The sequence below is a fragment of the Pseudomonas rosaeacicularis genome, assembly GCF_057128745.1.
Map to the genome: position 1 here is coordinate 1 of NZ_JBSKHT010000026.1, position 13,700 is coordinate 13,700.

At 57.4% G+C, this 13,700-nt stretch carries 16 protein-coding genes, 1 other RNA gene and 1 pseudogene; 11 read left to right on the top strand and 7 right to left on the bottom strand.

What is annotated here, in order from left to right; all coding sequences use genetic code 11:
- Positions 1-306 (bottom strand): annotated as a pseudogene (locus tag ACWKWM_RS26645) (type VI secretion system tip protein VgrG); the annotation flags it as partial.
- A gap of 412 nt (positions 307-718) precedes the next feature.
- Here ACWKWM_RS26645 and ACWKWM_RS26650 point away from each other — a divergent pair.
- The 3 genes from ACWKWM_RS26650 to ACWKWM_RS26660 all read left to right on the top strand — a co-directional run bounded on the left by ACWKWM_RS26650 (position 719) and on the right by ACWKWM_RS26660 (position 2,180).
- Positions 719-1,234: a GNAT family N-acetyltransferase gene (locus ACWKWM_RS26650; protein WP_483848972.1), complete on the top strand. Its 516-nt coding sequence runs from the start codon at positions 719-721 to the stop codon at positions 1,232-1,234.
- Between the two features lie 133 nt (positions 1,235-1,367).
- Positions 1,368-1,886, top strand: coding sequence for a peptide-methionine (S)-S-oxide reductase MsrA (gene msrA / locus ACWKWM_RS26655; RefSeq protein ID WP_483848973.1), 519 nt, complete (start codon positions 1,368-1,370; stop codon positions 1,884-1,886).
- Positions 1,887-2,039: 153 nt separating this feature from the next.
- The gene (locus tag ACWKWM_RS26660; protein ID WP_483848974.1) at positions 2,040-2,180 is read left to right on the top strand and encodes a hypothetical protein; all 141 of its coding nucleotides are present in this window, start codon (positions 2,040-2,042) and stop codon (positions 2,178-2,180) included.
- A gap of 13 nt (positions 2,181-2,193) precedes the next feature.
- Here the strand turns inward: ACWKWM_RS26660 and ACWKWM_RS26665 are convergent, their stop codons facing one another.
- The 5 genes from ACWKWM_RS26665 to ACWKWM_RS26685 all read right to left on the bottom strand — a co-directional run bounded on the left by ACWKWM_RS26665 (position 2,194) and on the right by ACWKWM_RS26685 (position 5,798).
- The gene (locus ACWKWM_RS26665) at positions 2,194-3,321 is read right to left on the bottom strand and encodes a GGDEF domain-containing protein (protein WP_483848975.1); all 1,128 of its coding nucleotides are present in this window, start codon (positions 3,319-3,321) and stop codon (positions 2,194-2,196) included.
- A gap of 394 nt (positions 3,322-3,715) precedes the next feature.
- Positions 3,716-3,901, bottom strand: coding sequence for a DUF3606 domain-containing protein (locus tag ACWKWM_RS26670; protein ID WP_483848976.1), 186 nt, complete (start codon positions 3,899-3,901; stop codon positions 3,716-3,718).
- A 218-nt stretch (positions 3,902-4,119) separates the two neighbouring features.
- Positions 4,120-4,302 (bottom strand): DUF3606 domain-containing protein, encoded by a 183-nt coding sequence (locus ACWKWM_RS26675; RefSeq protein WP_483848977.1) that lies wholly within the window; start codon positions 4,300-4,302, stop codon positions 4,120-4,122.
- A gap of 27 nt (positions 4,303-4,329) precedes the next feature.
- Positions 4,330-5,097: a COG4705 family protein gene (locus ACWKWM_RS26680; protein ID WP_483848978.1), complete on the bottom strand. Its 768-nt coding sequence runs from the start codon at positions 5,095-5,097 to the stop codon at positions 4,330-4,332.
- Between the two features lie 122 nt (positions 5,098-5,219).
- Positions 5,220-5,798 (bottom strand): cytochrome b, encoded by a 579-nt coding sequence (locus ACWKWM_RS26685; RefSeq protein WP_483848979.1) that lies wholly within the window; start codon positions 5,796-5,798, stop codon positions 5,220-5,222.
- A gap of 155 nt (positions 5,799-5,953) precedes the next feature.
- Here ACWKWM_RS26685 and ACWKWM_RS26690 point away from each other — a divergent pair, with 155 nt between their 5' ends.
- The 7 genes from ACWKWM_RS26690 to ACWKWM_RS26720 are packed head-to-tail and all read left to right on the top strand — an operon-like array spanning position 5,954 to position 12,256.
- Positions 5,954-6,631: a thermostable hemolysin gene (locus ACWKWM_RS26690; RefSeq protein WP_483848980.1), complete on the top strand. Its 678-nt coding sequence runs from the start codon at positions 5,954-5,956 to the stop codon at positions 6,629-6,631.
- Positions 6,621-8,102 carry an AMP-binding protein gene (locus ACWKWM_RS26695; RefSeq protein ID WP_483848981.1) on the top strand — a complete coding sequence of 494 codons (1,482 nt, stop codon included), beginning with the start codon at positions 6,621-6,623 and terminating at the stop codon, positions 8,100-8,102. The genes ACWKWM_RS26690 and ACWKWM_RS26695 overlap by 11 nt, the downstream gene beginning before the upstream one ends.
- On the top strand, positions 8,099-8,788 hold the full coding sequence (locus ACWKWM_RS26700; RefSeq protein ID WP_483848982.1) for an iron-containing redox enzyme family protein: 690 nt from the start codon (positions 8,099-8,101) through the stop codon (positions 8,786-8,788). Before ACWKWM_RS26695 ends, ACWKWM_RS26700 begins: the two co-directional genes overlap by 4 nt.
- Positions 8,775-9,584 carry an SDR family oxidoreductase gene (locus tag ACWKWM_RS26705; RefSeq protein WP_483848983.1) on the top strand — a complete coding sequence of 270 codons (810 nt, stop codon included), beginning with the start codon at positions 8,775-8,777 and terminating at the stop codon, positions 9,582-9,584. The genes ACWKWM_RS26700 and ACWKWM_RS26705 overlap by 14 nt, the downstream gene beginning before the upstream one ends.
- Positions 9,581-10,222, top strand: a complete 642-nt coding sequence (locus ACWKWM_RS26710; protein ID WP_483848984.1) for a tetratricopeptide repeat protein — start codon at positions 9,581-9,583, stop codon at positions 10,220-10,222. Before ACWKWM_RS26705 ends, ACWKWM_RS26710 begins: the two co-directional genes overlap by 4 nt.
- A 10-nt stretch (positions 10,223-10,232) precedes the next feature.
- On the top strand, positions 10,233-10,895 hold the full coding sequence (locus ACWKWM_RS26715) for a response regulator (protein ID WP_483848985.1): 663 nt from the start codon (positions 10,233-10,235) through the stop codon (positions 10,893-10,895).
- The gene (locus ACWKWM_RS26720; protein ID WP_483848986.1) at positions 10,892-12,256 is read left to right on the top strand and encodes an ATP-binding protein; all 1,365 of its coding nucleotides are present in this window, start codon (positions 10,892-10,894) and stop codon (positions 12,254-12,256) included. The genes ACWKWM_RS26715 and ACWKWM_RS26720 overlap by 4 nt, the downstream gene beginning before the upstream one ends.
- A gap of 241 nt (positions 12,257-12,497) precedes the next feature.
- On the opposite strand, the gene ffs is transcribed toward ACWKWM_RS26720, so the two are convergent.
- An RNA gene (gene ffs, locus ACWKWM_RS26725) (signal recognition particle sRNA small type) lies at positions 12,498-12,594 on the bottom strand.
- Positions 12,595-12,868: 274 nt separating this feature from the next.
- On the opposite strand from ffs, the gene ACWKWM_RS26730 reads away from it, so the two are divergent.
- Complete coding sequence (locus ACWKWM_RS26730) at positions 12,869-13,354, top strand: N-acetyltransferase family protein (RefSeq protein ID WP_483848987.1); 486 nt, start codon at positions 12,869-12,871, stop codon at positions 13,352-13,354.
- Positions 13,355-13,700: the final 346 nt, after the last annotated feature.

Genomic DNA, 13,700 nt, shown 5'->3' on the forward strand with positions numbered 1-13,700 from the left:
CAGGCGTTTGAAGCCAGTGACCACGCCGTGCAACGTGCGCAACGGCGGGATGACCTTGCCAGCGTCCCACGGCATCAGCGGCGGCAAATCATGGGGCGCGGCATGCAAACTGAAATCGGCCTGGCGTCTGAGCATGTCCGAGGCAGCGATGTCATGGCTGCTGGAGGTAAATTCAATGCGGTAATTAAACGGCTGGCTGAGTTGTTCTTCGCCGTCGAAGACCAGCACGTCGAGCGTTGCTTCGAGGCCGCGAACAACGAGTGTGTGGCGGCTGTGGTCGAAGAATGTGCGCAGTGGGTCGAGCATACTCAAGCCTCCTTGGTGCAGGTATAAACAGATTGATGCTTAATTTAATAAACGCGATAAACATCGACATACAGAACTAAGATCAATAAGAACTGCAGGCTTCACCGCCCTGATATAAGACACGAAGCCAACGCGGCATGATTAAACAATATGTTTAATGATTGATTAGTGAGCGCTGTTTCAATGGCGAAACCGTTTATAGGCTTGATCAATGTTGTGCAAGGTAGTTGAGTACAGATGCCAATACCACCCCAAAAACATCATCAGGAAAGTTCTACGCAAGTTAAAGGACAACTCCTACAACAAACTTGAGAACCGCCGCACAATTCAAAACAAAGAGCTCGCCCTCAGAAGATTGCGGTAGAGTAAACAACGGACAACCACCCCACCCACTGCCAGGATTGACAGGCCCATGCACCGCACCACCTCGCGCCTGATCTTACGACCACCCCACGCCGATGACCTGGCCAGCGTCTTCTCCATCCACAGCGATCCCGCGACCAATCAGTACAACCCGTCCGGGCCCATGACCGACATCAGTCAGGCTGCCTCGATGCTCAGTGACTGGCTCAGGCACTGGGAGGAAAAAGGCTACGGCCAATGGGCAATCGCCAGCCGCGATGCCCCGCAACGCGTCATCGGCTTTGGCGGCCTGTCGCTGCGCATGTACCTTGATGTCGAGCGTCTTAACCTTGGCTACCGGTTTGCCGTCAGCGGTTGGGGCAAGGGCTATGCCACCGAAGTGAGCATCGCGTCGCTGGAGTATGGCTTCGGTGAATTGGCAGTTGAACAGGTTTACGCCGTGGTCCGGCCAGCCCATCAGGCGTCTATCCGCGTGCTGGAAAAGATCGGAATGCAGCGCATCGACTCACTCGATGACGTGCCGGGGCAGGCTCCGAGTCTGGTGTACTTGGCCACCCGCACCTGAGCAATGCGTCGACAGGATTGAACGTCCGGGGCGCGAAGCTTTCCAGACGCTTGCGCCAACCAATTACCCACGAGCAAACTGGCCGACTATTGACGCCTTCGGCCGCCATGTTCACTGATGGAAGGATTGAGAAATGACAACGCAAACCGAAACCGCACTGCTCGCAGGCGGCTGCTTCTGGGGTATGCAGGACTTGCTGCGCCGCTACCCCGGCGTGCTGTCGACCCGCGTCGGTTACAGCGGCGGCGATGTGCCCAACGCCACGTATCGCAATCACGGCACCCACGCCGAGGCGATCGAGATCGTGTTTGACCCCAGCCAGATCAGCTATCGGCAGATCCTGGAGTTCTTCTTTCAGATCCACGATCCCTCCACCGCCAATCGTCAAGGCAACGACTTGGGTGTGAGTTACCGCTCGGCGATCTTCTACCTCGACCAGGAGCAAAAGCGTGTCGCCGAAGACACGGTGGCCGATGTTGACGCTTCCGGGCTCTGGCCGGGCAAAGTCGTGACCGAGATCGCCGCCGCTGGCGACTTCTGGCAGGCAGAACCTGAGCATCAGGACTATCTGGAGCGCATCCCCAACGGCTACACCTGCCACTTCATCAGGCCGAACTGGAAACTGCCGGTCAGGCCCCAATCGCTTAGCTGATCCCCGCCCATAAAAAATCGCCCATCCGGGCGATTTTTTTACCTGAATCAATTCCTCGCCAATATCGGCCCTGTCCATCTGATCCGTATTTTTAACACCGAGCTGGGTCTGTATCGAGATCAGCAGCAGGCCGACAATGGCTGCAACGGTCGGATGCACAACCCCTCCCACGACCCTCGCCCACAGCTGCATTTCTTGCAGGAACGTACGATGACCAAGCTCGCCATTTTTCTATTCGGATTTTTAGCGCTGACCATCGGCATCGGCATTCTCGCAACCATTCCACCGACCTGATGGAGCGACGCATTCAAACAGCAATAGCCACCTGATTACGGCCCAGCGCCTTGGCCCGATACAGCGCTTCATCGGCGCGGTTCATCAAGTGATAAAGGTCCTTGTCCGCTGCTTCGATAAAAGCGATGCCTACGCTGGCAGTCATCCGGTGGACGGGCTCACATTTCATGCTTGCGATGACCTGAACGAGCTGCTCTGCGATCGCCGTTGCGACCTCAGGTTTAGTGTCAGGAAGCAGCACTGCGAACTCCTCGCCCCCCATACGGCCATGCAGGTCAAACGCGCGAAACGACGCGGCAATGACCCCACCCATTTGCTGTAAAACCCTGTCGCCAGCTTGATGACCGAAGGTGTCGTTGATCTGTTTAAAGTGATCCATGTCCAGCATCAAGGCACACAAGGGGCGATGACTGCGGCGGCACTGGCTGAATAACTCCTGCGCCCCTTCGAAAAAGGCCCTGCGGTTTTTAAGACCCGTCAGGTCATCGGTTTGCGCGGCATAGTTGGAGATGCTGTGAGCACGCTCCATTTCACGGGTCAGCCGGAATGCCTGCTCCAGCGCGTCAGACATCTTGCGCGTTGCATTGACCACGAAAGAGGCGAACATCAGCGCCGATATCGCCATCCCCGCCTGTAGGGTCGACGGCTGAAAAAGCAGCCAGCCAGAGCACGGCAGCAATACCAGTGCTATCGACACCAGGGTCATGTGGCGGTAGGCCGAATAGCACGAGACCGCCGCAACCGACATACCCACGGTGAACAGCATGACCAGCGCTTGCGCCAGCGAGTCTTGCGCTGGCATGACCACGAACGCCCCAATACCCCACACCCCGGCAGAGAACACCAGCGTGAGCCAGTATTTCAGCTCCCAGCGTTGCGGGGTGCGATCCCGGTCAGGGCTGTGAAAATAAGCGCCGAACATCACGATACGCAGCAGACTGGACGCGGTCAGGACTGACAGCCAGCCGACCACTGCGTCGTGATTGAAGCGTTCCCAGCACAACCAGCACAGCATGAATGCGGCAAAATAACTGCCCGCCACCGCAAATACCGATTGGCGAAACAGTTGCTGTAATCGGTCAGTGCGTACTTGCTGCGTGATGACAGCATCCGGGTCACACTGAAGTTCAAGCCCATTCATTTGATCCGCCAGATCTTGAGCCTACGCCAGCGCCCATTGTGGCACCCTGCTACCACAGCGAACAGTGTAATCGGCTTAAAACCCGCGATCTTGCGCGGTCGCAGAATTCCGGCTTGCGCCTGGATCAAATCCTGCCAGCTACACAAACAGCTGTTCGGGCCAACCAGACGCATGTTCAAAGTCCGTCTCCATCACCCAATTGCTCAATGTCGGAATCAAGCCTGATTCATCAGCAAAGCGACGGTGAGCAAAGCCGACCATGGATGAGATTTGTTCAGGCATAGAGATCGCTGGTCATAGCAACAGTAAGAGCCCCTAACAGCGCATTCGCCGCACTGGCGGAAATTCTAAGCAGCTCAAATGCAAAGCCCGGCGCTTAGCCGGGCTTTATTACTCACACGTGATGTGCGAGCTGGAGCTGTCGTTGCACATCGGTTAATGAATCCCCGACTTCGCTGACGACTGACCTTACTTCATCTTTGGATACGCTGAACTTATCGGCCCAATACTTGAGCTCACTGCTGTCCTGAATATTTATTCTGATATCGTCAGTTCCATGAGTGCGCCTGCGATTTTCCATTCACGTTCTCCCTGCCTGAATAGGCAAGTGCAGACTAACAGGCCATGCTCCCAAGTGTGGTTTATTAGTGAAATTTTCTTGAAATAAATGGATGACCAGCCAGTTGCACCGAAATGGATAGACCGTACACCACCGATTGGATGCATGACTGTTAAAGAAACAGCCTTAACTATGAGTGGGCACCCAATTCAAAGGGATGGACTGGACGCGCGCTCACACTATTTCGCTTTTCGATCAAAGTAGTCTTTAACTGCACTGAGAGAGTCACCCACCTCCTTCACCGCACGCCTGATGTCATCTTTAGTCACTCCGAATTTTTTAGACCAGTATTTAAGTTCGGCGCCATCAGATGCATTAATCCTGATGGCTCTGTCAGCACTATTTAATGTGAGCTTGTCCATCCGATATTCCTTACTCTCCCTCGGCTTTCAACTGTCAGCCACTTGCTCAAAAGCAGGCTCGCGCTTGCGGTTGAACGCCGTGGCGGCCGCGACCAGTACCAGCAGTATCACCAGCAACACCAGCAACACCAGTGAGGAGCCTACCGTACCGAAGTCCAGCCCCCCTTTAGCGTAGGGCTTGGTGAGCACATCGCCCAGCGTTGCACCAAAGGGGCGAGTCAATACGAACGCGATCCAGAACAACATGACCGAGGACAATTTAGTGGTGTAATGCAGCACAACTACAATGGCAATGGCACTGCCAACTAGTAACGCGCCCCCCATGAACCCCAAGCCTGAATCATCCGCCAGGAAGTCGCCCAGTGCTGTTCCCAACGTATTGGAGAACAGTATGGCGAACCAATAGAACAGTTCGCCCTTACGGCTGGTGATCCGGCTGACGGATAGAGATTTCTCACTCCAGAACCAGGCAGTGAAGATAACGAGCAGTATTGCAATCAGAATCGCGGAACCTGCCGCATAACCCAACCCCAAGGTTCGGTCCATGAAATCGGACATGGTAGTGCCAGCGGTGCTGGTCGACAGAATGACAAACCAGTAAAGCGCCGGGTGATAACGTTTCGCAGCCAGTTGGCCAAACAGCGAGGCCGCGAAGACGCTGATCAGAATCAATGAACTCAGTGCATATCCGACGTCCAGTGTCATGGACAATAGATCGCCAGCTGTTTCGCCCAATGTGGTGGCGCATATCTTCATCACCCAAAACGCAAGCGTGATCTGCGGCAGTTTATTCATTCTTATTTACCTGATAAAAAAGTTTCTTCGTTTGCATGGGTGCAAACAACAGCGATGAATGATCACGTCCGTTATGTAGAAAATATGTCAGACCGAAATGAAAATACCGAAAACACGATGATTTACTTAATGACGGGTTTGAGCGCACTTACGCGCCGACGCCGCCCAGGCAACATCCGCACAAGTGTGTTATCGCCCAAGACGTAATGATGAAAGAGAGCCGCTACAGCATGAAGCCCAATCAGCCAGTAACCCATGTTGCCCACCCACTCGTGCCAGCCCTTCAACTGACGCGCCAGAGAAGGGTCCACGGCCAGTGGCGAAGGCAGGAAGACACCAAAATACGGTATTGGCTTACCGCCCGCCGACAACATGAGCCACGCCAACAGTGGCGTTCCGATCATCAGTGCGTAAAGCGCTACGTGAACGAGTCGGGACAACAATTTCTGCCAGACAGGCAACGGCGGCGAGATCGACGGCGCAGGCTTGATCCGCCCGAATAAACGAACCCATACCAGAACGAAAATCGAGAGGCCGAACACCCCATGCAACCCCAAAAGCAGGCTCCTGAGCTGGCTGGTTCTGGGCACGATCCCCTTGAGTTCGATGCAGGCATAGACCCCGACAAACAACCCGAGCATGAGCCAATGCAGGGTGATGGATAATTTTGCGTAACGCGGTGCGCCAGGTTCGGAAATCATAAATTCAGTCCATTGGAGTAAATGTGCCCCAACCTTGCACCTGGTTTCTTAACGCTTTCTGAAGAGTGCCGATTCATTTCACGAGCCACCTTCAGACTTCCCTAAGAATTGCCGCATAAATTGGCTTCACTTACTCGTGAGTGGAGCGTTTATCTATGCATGCCCGAGATTGGAACATCTGTTTACCGCTTCAATTTGGTCACACCGGCATGCCTGCACTGGTGCTGGACCGGGCCTTGGTTGGCGAGCCAATGCGCGAGGCGTTCGAGTCATTTATTCAAAACCGCTTTCAGCAGGCACACAACGCGCAAATCAGCCACTTCATGCCCGAGCTGTTCGGGCTTCACGACGGCTCTGGTTCCTTATGCGCGGTAGCGGGCGTGCGTCTGGCGGCACAACAGCCACTGTTTCTTGAGCGCTATCTCGACGAGCCTATCGAGCAAGCCGTCGAACGTGCGGCCGGCAGATCCGTCGACCGACAGGCCATCGTCGAAGTTGGCAACCTGGGGGCGTCGAGCATTGGCAGCGCACGGCTAAGCATTATTACCGTTACCTGGCTTCTTGCCATGGGTGGACTGGAGTGGGTTTCTTTTACTGGCAATGCCGGCCTGGTCAACAGCTTCAACCGCCTGGGGTTGCGTCCGGTCACTCTCGGCCCCGCCGACCCGCTGCGTCTGGGTGATGATCGTCACGCCTGGGGTCGCTATTACGACACCCAACCCAGCGTGCATGTCGGGGATGTGCGCTCAGGTTTTGAACACCTGAGCCGATCCGGGCTGTTCGAACGCTTCGGCTTGCCGCTCAGCCTGGAGCAATGCTGCCATGTCGCCTGAACTCCTGGCGTTCCGTCTGCGACTGACAAATATGGCCCTTGAGCATCCCCATGCTTGCGCATTGTGGGGAGAAGATTTGCGCCTGAGCTACGCCGAGCTGGACGCAGAAATCGAGCTGCGCCAGCAGTTACTTCGGGACATGGATGCCAAGGTCGTCGCCCTTGCGCTGGAAAACGGGCCAGATGCGCTGGTCTGGGATTTGGCGATCCTGTTCCAGGGGCTGGCGTGCCTGGTTATGCCGCCGTTTTTCAGCGCTGCACAACGACGCCATTGCCTGGATCAGAGTCAGGCGGATCTGGTCATTGCCCACCCCGAACATGCGGACGAATTCGAAACCGCCGGATTCACCCGCCGCTCAGGGTTCTGGTCAAGAACACCCGACAAGCCCCACCTTCTGCCGGCCAACACAGCCAAACTGACTTTCACCTCCGGCACCACCGGCACGCCAAAAGGTGTGTGCCTGAGTGCCAACAGCGTATTGGTCGTGGCGCGAGAGTTGTATGAGGCCAGCCGGGCTAAACGCCCCCGCCATCATTTGTCCATTCTGCCCATGGCGATATTGCTGGAAAACATAGGGTGCTATGCGGCGCTGTACGCTGGCGCGACCCTGAGCCTGCCCAGCCAGCGAACATTGGGCATCAGAGATGCCAGCGGCATTGACCTCCCAAGGCTTCTCAACTGCCTGAAAATCCGCCAGCCAGACAGCATGATTCTGGTGCCGCAATTGCTGCTCGCGCTGGTATCGGCCTGCGAAATGGGGGCCTTCAATCCTCAGGGGCTCAGCTTCGTTGCGGTCGGTGGGGCCAAAGTCAGTGTGGAGTTACTGCTGCGCGCCAAGGCAGTCGGCATCCCGGTTTTCGAAGGGTATGGCCTGTCCGAATGCGCGTCGGTGGTGGCACTGAATCGACCCGAAGCGTGTCGCCTGGGAAGCGTCGGCAAGCCGCTGCCCCACGTGCAGATCAAACTGGCAGACGACGGCGAAGTGCTGATAGGCGGCGCGCCGATGCTGGGTTATCTGGGCGAAAGCAAGGCAGAGCCCGAGTGGTGGCCCAGCGGGGATTTGGGCGAATTCGACGAGGACGGCTACCTCTATCTCAAAGGTCGAAAAAAGCATCAATTCGTGACCAGCTTCGGTCGCAACGTCAATCCCGAGTGGGTCGAAGCCGAACTTACGCAGCGCGGCATCATTGGCCAGGCATTTGTCTACGGCGAAGCCATGCCCCACAACCACGCATTGTTGTGGCCGCTACGCCCTGACACCACCGACCTGCAAATAGCCGACGCCGTGGCCCAAGCCAATCAAACCTTGCCCGACTACGCACGGGTCCATGGCTGGACCCGTCTGGATCACCCCTTCACCACCGCAAACGGCATGGCGACAGCCAATGGCCGACCGCGCCGCGAAGCCATTCTGGCGCATTACGGGCAGCACTTTAGCGAATCCTCCCACACCAGAGTTCTCTCATCATGAGCTTTTTCCAGACGCTGCAAGACGCCACACGCACCGAGCGTGAGACCTTATTCAATCTGCCCATCATCCATCAGGCCTTGTTCGGGCAGGTCACCCTGGACAGTTATCGGGCGTTCCTGACCCAGGCCTACTACCACGTGCGGCATACCGTGCCGTTGATGATGGCCTGCGGTGCGCGCCTGCCGACCCGCCTGGAATGGCTGCGCGGCGCAGTGTGCGAGTACATCGACGATGAATATGGTCACGAACAATGGATTCTCAATGACTTACGAGCGTGCGGCGCGAACGCCGACGCGGTTCGCGATGGCACACCGGGCCTGCCCATCGAGCTGATGGTGGCTTACCTGTATGACCTGATCGCTCGTGGCAACCCGGCGGGTCTGTTCGGCATGGTCAATGTGCTGGAAGGCACCAGTATTGCGCTGGCCACCCATGCCGCCAGCAGCATTCAGCAGCGTCTGAACCTACCCACCAGCGCGTTCAGTTACCTCAGTTCCCATGGCAGTCTGGATGTCGGTCATATGGAGACGTATCGCAAGCTCATGGACCAACTCCACGACCCGGAGGATCAGGCCGCTGTCATCAAAGCGTCGAAAGTCGTGTATGCGCTGTACACCGAGATGTTCCGTCAGTTGCCCGACGCTGCGCTTCAGACCCCCAAGGAATCCAATCATGCGTCTGTCTGAAACGCGCGTGGTTCTGACCGGAGCCAGCGGTGGGATCGGCATGGCCATCGCACAGGCGCTGTGCAGTGAAGGCGCCGAGGTGCTAGCGGTTTCCCGGCACCGCGAGCCTCTGCTGCCGTTGCAGGCGCAGTACCCGCATCTGCTGCACTGGGTTCACGCGGACCTGACCACCCATGAAGGTCGCCAGCATGTACTGATGTCGGCGCAAGCGATGCAGGGCGTCAACATGCTGGTCAACGCCGCCGGTACCAATCATTTCGCCATGCTCGAACAACTGCCGGCCAGCGAAATCGACGCGATGCTCACTATCAACTTACACGCGCCCATCCATCTCACCCGCCTGATGCTGCCGATGCTGCGCGGGGCAGCGAGTGCGATGGTCGTCAATGTCGGTTCGACCTACGGCTCGATTGGCTATGCCGGTTACGCCGCCTACTGCGCCAGCAAATTCGCCTTGCGCGGGTTTTCCGAGGCGTTGCGACGGGAGCTGGCCGACACCCGGATCGGCGTGCTGTACGTGGCACCCCGCGCCACTCGCACATCAATGAATGGCCCCGCTGCGCGAGCCCTCAATACCGCGCTCAAAAGTAATGAGGACGACCCGCAGCAAGTTGCTGCAGCCGTCGTGCACGCCATTGTTGGTAATCGACGTGAACTGTACCTGGGATGGCCGGAGCGGTTTTTCGTCAGCCTCAACAGCGTGCTGCCGACGCTGGTTGACCGAGGTTTGCGCAAACATTTACCGCTGATTCGCCGACTCAGCGCCCGCACACTGGAAGAGAAAACAAAACCATGAGAACGATTCTATTAGCACTGCTGTGTGTGATCAGCCTGCCGCTCTGGGCACTGGATGCGCCGGATCAACAGCGGTTGACGGCCATTCAACAGGACTGGGCGCGTGTTCAGTATCAACTTCCCGAGGATCAGCGGGTCGCGGCGTTCGAGAAGTTGGCGGTCCAGTCCTCAGCGTTTACTCAGGATCGCCCCGCTTTGGCTGAGGCCTGGATCTGGAATGGCATCGTCACCAGCAGTTGGGCCGGCGCGCAAGGTGGCCTCGGCGCCTTGAGCAAGGTCAAGCAATCCAAAGCCGATCTGGAAAAAGCCCTGGCGCTGGACCCAAATGCTTTGCAGGGCTCAGCCTATGCGAGCCTTGCCGCGCTGTATGACCGCGTGCCGGGTTGGCCCATCGGTTTCGGTGACGCCGACAAGGCGCAGACGCTGCTCGAGCAGGCCCTGAAAATTAATCCCGACGGCATCGATCCGCTGTATTTTTGGGGTGACCATCTGTTTCGTCAGGGCCACTATGCTCAAGCCAAAGAAGCGCTGAACAAAGCGTTGCAGGCCGGGCCCCGCCCAGGCCGCGAAGTTGCAGATGCCGGGCGGCGCAAGGACATACAGCTGTTGCTGGTTGATGTGAATAAAAAACTGAAATGACGGAGCGTTCATGCGTCTGCTGCTGATCGAGGATGACGTTGCACTGGGGGAAGGCATTCATCAGGCGCTGAGCCGCGAGGGCTATACCGTTGACTGGCTCAAAGATGGGGCCAGCGCCTTGCACGCGATGTTGAGCGAAGTGTTCGATCTGGCGATTCTGGACCTCGGGCTGCCGAAGATGGACGGCTTGGCGGTGCTGCGCCGACTCCGTCAAAGCGGGTCCACCGTGCCGGTGCTGATACTCACCGCCCGTGACGCCACGGAAGACCGCATCGCCGGGCTGGACGCCGGCGCGGACGACTACCTGATCAAACCGTTCGACTTGTCCGAACTCAAGGCTCGCCTGCGTGCGCTTTTGCGTCGTAGCGCTGGACGTGCGCGGGTGTTGATCGAGCACGCGGGTATTGCGCTTGATCCCACTACGCAGCAGGTCAGCTACCACAACGCCCCGGTGCCACTGACCCCCAAGGAATATCAATTGCTCTACGAATTGCTGTCGCCGCCGGGTCGCGTGATGACCCGCGAGCGTTTGATCCAGTTGCTGTACGGCTGGAACGAAGAGGCCGAGAGCAACACGCTTGAAGTACACATCCATCATCTGCGCAAGAAGTTTTCCAGCGACCTGATCCGCACGGTTCGCGGCGTTGGTTACCTGGTGGAGGATCGGGCTTGAACTCGATCCGTCGGCGTACCCTCACGCTCATCCTGGGTCTGGTGATGATCGGACTGCTGATTCTGACCTTGGTCAATGTGCACGACAGCAATCACGAAATCGCCGAAGTCTACGACGCGCAACTGGCGCAAAACGCGCGTCTGCTGCAAGGCGTCATGCGTATGCCGCTTGCCCGGGAAGCACACGCGCAGCTCTACCAAGCCTTCAATCAGGCACTGGCCCAGGCGGAACCGCGAGTCGATGGCCATCCTTATGAAAGCAAGATTGCCTTTCAGGTCTGGGATATCAAAGGCAACCTCCTGGTACACACTGCCAGCGCGCCAAGCTTTACCCATCCCCCGCAGTACATCGGCTTCACCAACATCACTGATCTGGGCACCCATCAGTGGCGCGCGTTCGTGCTCAAAGACCCAGAGCAGGGTTTGCTGATCTGGGTGGGCGAACGTGACGACGTGCGTTCGGACTTGGTCAATCGAATCGTACGTCACACCGTGCTGCCCAACCTGATCGGCAGCCTGCTGTTGATGTTAGCCATCTGGATTGCCATTGGATGGGGCCTCAAACCGCTCGCCAATCTGGCTGACACGCTGCGCGGCCGTCACCCCGGGTCGCTTGAGCCTCTGCAACTAGCCCCTTTGCCCAGCGAACTGGAGCCCATGCAGGCGGCGTTGAATCGGTTGCTGGGCCAAATCCAGGAAGTCTTGAGCCGCGAACGCCGCTTCATTGCCGACGCGGCTCATGAAATGCGCACCCCACTGGCAGTGCTGAGAGTACATGCGCAAAACGTGCTCGAAGCCCGCAACGAGGAGCAGCGCAAGCAGTCGCTCGATTACCTTATCGTCGGCGTTGATCGTACAACGCGCCTAGTCAACCAATTGCTGACCATCGCGCGTCTGGAGCCCGGCGCTGGCCCTGTGAAAAAAACCTCAGGGGACTTGGTGCAGGCTGTGCGCGATAGCCTGGTACAGATGACGCCTTGGGTGCTGAGTCGGGGCCTGGAGTTGGTCTTCGAATGTGAAGAACCGTCGCGTCGGATCGACAGCGATTTCCCCTCTATTGATATAGCCCTGCAAAACCTGCTGACCAATGCGGTCAATTTTTCTCCGGAAGGCGGCCAGGTCAGCGTCTGCCTCAGCTTCGATAACCGTCGTTTTCTGTTGAGTGTCACAGACCAGGGCCCAGGCATCGAGGCGGCAGAACAGGAAAGGCTGTTCGAACGTTTCTATAGTCTTGGTAACGATCAGGGAGTGGGTCTGGGGTTGACCATCGTGCAGGCCGTCGCTGAGCGGCTGGGGGGAGAAATCCGGTTGGAGAACGCCTCATCGGGAGGCTGCAGAGCGACGCTCGAAATACCTTACTAGTTGAGACATGAGGCGGCTGATATTGCCCGGTTGCGCCTGGATTCAAGCGAAAGCGAGGCGGCAGAGCGCGCGACGAAGGCTGCCGACTGTGGGCAAACACGTGCTGGACTGAAAAGGAGGAGAAAGACTTTGGAAGTCCAGAAGGACTGCACCACTCGTGCGCGCTACGCAGGCGTCACACTCACGGCTTTTACGACATCCCGACCTGCTGATTTTTAGAGGTCTGGATAATTGGAGGCAACCCCACCAGCCACACCCCGGCACACAATGTTCCCGCTGTGGCTGCTTCCTTCCGGATCTGACCAGGTTCACGGGTAATCGTTGCGGGGGGACCGATGGGGTCACCATAACGACACTCGCCAGTCGGCGAGCCGCGCCATTGTACCGGTCTCACACGAAGTTACAACCGTTGCGTTCGGAATAAAATTTGATAGGGCTCAAGCACTTGTGTGTTGGGGATTTGCCGGGTTTTGGCGTCTTCAGAAAGGCGAGCCGCACGCTTTCACGGATGATTTAGGGAGTACGACGAGCATCCATTGGCGCTGCAGCTACGACACAAACGCTTCACAACGTCATAATGCCGACCTGCGCATAGAGTGAAGGCCGCAACTGATGAAGCTGGAGGTAGTGGATCAAAGGACGCTGAGAGCGGTTCAGCGCCAGGAGCTGGAACTGCTGGAACTGCCCCACGCGCAGAAGATGTTCGCGGGGGATATCTTCGGCGCGCTGAATACGCTGGTGTCGGCGTCAGACGATCACGTTCGTGGATTCGCGTTGCTGGTGGACGATACGCCGCGCGGTTTTTTTCTGCTCAAGCGTGGGAAGTTATTGCCGCCCTGGGCGGACGCTGATTCGGTCACGCTGCATGCACTGATGATCGATGTGGAATGGCAGGGGCGTGGCCTGGGCAAATACTGTCTGGGCAGTTTGCCTGGATTGGTGCAGACGTTTTGGCCGGGGGTCCGGCAATTGATGTTGTCGGTGGACCCGGAAAACCAGGGCGCCATGAAGCTTTATCTCGGGTTGGGCTGGGTTGATTGCGGCACCGCTTATCGCGGGCGCTTGGCGTATGAGCGGCGAATGGTGTTAGCGCTCTGACGCAAATCCGCTGTAAAAGCCAACTTGTTGGCGAAACGGCTTACCCGGTGTGTCAGGCCTGATGTCTCGCGAACAAGTTCGCTCCTACAGGTTTGGCGGGGTTTGCGTGGTTTGGATCGGCTAAACACCAATCCCTGTAGGAGCCAACTTGTTGGCGAGGCGGATTACCCGGTGTGTCAGGCCTGATGTCTCGCGAACAAGTTCGCTCCTACAGGATTGGCGGGGTTTGCGTGCTTTGGATCGGCTAAACACCAATCCCTGTAGGAGCCAACTTGTTGGCGAGGCGGGTTACCCGGTGTGTCAGGCCTGATGTCTCGCGAACAAGTTCGCTCCTACAGGTTTGGCG

What these genes read in the sequence shown, in the direction of transcription:
- ACWKWM_RS26695 (WP_483848981.1), top strand. Translation starts at nt 6,621, where the DNA reads ATGTCGCCTGAACTCCTGGCGTTCCGTCTGCGACTGACAAATATGGCC.
- ACWKWM_RS26730 (WP_483848987.1), top strand. Translation starts at nt 12,869, where the DNA reads ATGAAGCTGGAGGTAGTGGATCAAAGGACGCTGAGAGCGGTTCAGCGC.
- ACWKWM_RS26685 (WP_483848979.1), bottom strand. Translation starts at nt 5,798, where the DNA reads ATGATTTCCGAACCTGGCGCACCGCGTTACGCAAAATTATCCATCACC.
- ACWKWM_RS26715 (WP_483848985.1), top strand. Translation starts at nt 10,233, where the DNA reads ATGCGTCTGCTGCTGATCGAGGATGACGTTGCACTGGGGGAAGGCATT.
- ACWKWM_RS26690 (WP_483848980.1), top strand. Translation starts at nt 5,954, where the DNA reads ATGCATGCCCGAGATTGGAACATCTGTTTACCGCTTCAATTTGGTCAC.
- ACWKWM_RS26660 (WP_483848974.1), top strand. Translation starts at nt 2,040, where the DNA reads ATGCACAACCCCTCCCACGACCCTCGCCCACAGCTGCATTTCTTGCAG.
- ACWKWM_RS26650 (WP_483848972.1), top strand. Translation starts at nt 719, where the DNA reads ATGCACCGCACCACCTCGCGCCTGATCTTACGACCACCCCACGCCGAT.
- ACWKWM_RS26670 (WP_483848976.1), bottom strand. Translation starts at nt 3,901, where the DNA reads ATGGAAAATCGCAGGCGCACTCATGGAACTGACGATATCAGAATAAAT.
- ACWKWM_RS26665 (WP_483848975.1), bottom strand. Translation starts at nt 3,321, where the DNA reads ATGAATGGGCTTGAACTTCAGTGTGACCCGGATGCTGTCATCACGCAG.
- ACWKWM_RS26710 (WP_483848984.1), top strand. Translation starts at nt 9,581, where the DNA reads ATGAGAACGATTCTATTAGCACTGCTGTGTGTGATCAGCCTGCCGCTC.
- ACWKWM_RS26700 (WP_483848982.1), top strand. Translation starts at nt 8,099, where the DNA reads ATGAGCTTTTTCCAGACGCTGCAAGACGCCACACGCACCGAGCGTGAG.
- ACWKWM_RS26675 (WP_483848977.1), bottom strand. Translation starts at nt 4,302, where the DNA reads ATGGACAAGCTCACATTAAATAGTGCTGACAGAGCCATCAGGATTAAT.
- ACWKWM_RS26705 (WP_483848983.1), top strand. Translation starts at nt 8,775, where the DNA reads ATGCGTCTGTCTGAAACGCGCGTGGTTCTGACCGGAGCCAGCGGTGGG.
- msrA (WP_483848973.1), top strand. Translation starts at nt 1,368, where the DNA reads ATGACAACGCAAACCGAAACCGCACTGCTCGCAGGCGGCTGCTTCTGG.
- ACWKWM_RS26680 (WP_483848978.1), bottom strand. Translation starts at nt 5,097, where the DNA reads ATGAATAAACTGCCGCAGATCACGCTTGCGTTTTGGGTGATGAAGATA.